At 72.4% G+C, this 815-nt stretch carries 1 protein-coding gene; it reads right to left on the bottom strand.

What is annotated here, in order from left to right; genetic code table 11:
• Positions 1-815 (bottom strand): carboxyltransferase domain-containing protein (locus tag ACPYOG_RS19185; RefSeq protein WP_481295732.1); only part of this gene is annotated, 815 nt, incomplete at both ends.

The following is an 815-nucleotide window of genomic DNA, read 5'->3' as shown; positions in this document are numbered from 1 at the left end:
GGTCCGGGAGGGCACCACGAGCTCGGTCGTCGGCGGGATCTCCGCCTCGATCTCGCGCAGCAGCCCGGCCAGCGCCGTCGCCTTCAGCACCGAGGAGTCGGTGTGGATCTGGAGCGAGCGGATGCCGGGCGTGAGCTCCAGGACGCCCCGGGGCAGATTCGACTGGAGGGTCGTCATCAGCGCGTGGATGCGCATCCGCAGGCCCAGGTCGAGGGTCATGTCGCCGTACTCGACGAGCACGTTGTCGTCGCCGTCGCGGCGGTAGGTGACGCTCGGCCGGGTGTCCGTCGCCTCCGACCGCCCGATCACGCCGTCATCGCCGTCGCCGCCCGCGGAGAGGAGTCCCGTCGCGGCCCGCCGCTCGACAAGGGCTGCCGCGTCCGCCTCCCGGACGGGCACGAACCGGATCGTGTCGCCCGGGCGCAGCTGCCCGAGCTTCCACAGCTCGCCGCTCGCGACGACGGCGGGGCAGACGAATCCGCCGAGGGAGGGGCCGTCCGGCCCCAGGATGATGGGCGTGTCGCCCGTGAAGTCGATCGCCCCGACGGCATACGGAGTGTCGTGGATATTCGACGGATGGAGGCCCGCCTCCCCGCCGTCGCTGCGCGCCCATTCCGGCTGCGGGCCGATCAGCCGCACGCCTGTGCGGGCGGAGTTGTAGTGGACCTCGTAGTCCGTCGCGTAGAGCTCGTCGAGGTCGCGCCGGGTGAAGAACTCGGGGGCGCCGTGCGGTCCCTCGGTCACGCCGATCTGCCAACTCGAGGTGAGTGCCGGACGGCGGTTGAGCGGGGTCGGACCCGGCACGGTGCTGAGCC

This window comes from Leifsonia sp. HAY1-4F (assembly GCF_056755275.1).
The sequence above is the reverse complement of the archived record's forward strand: the minus strand, read 5'-3'. Positions and strand labels throughout refer to the sequence as shown.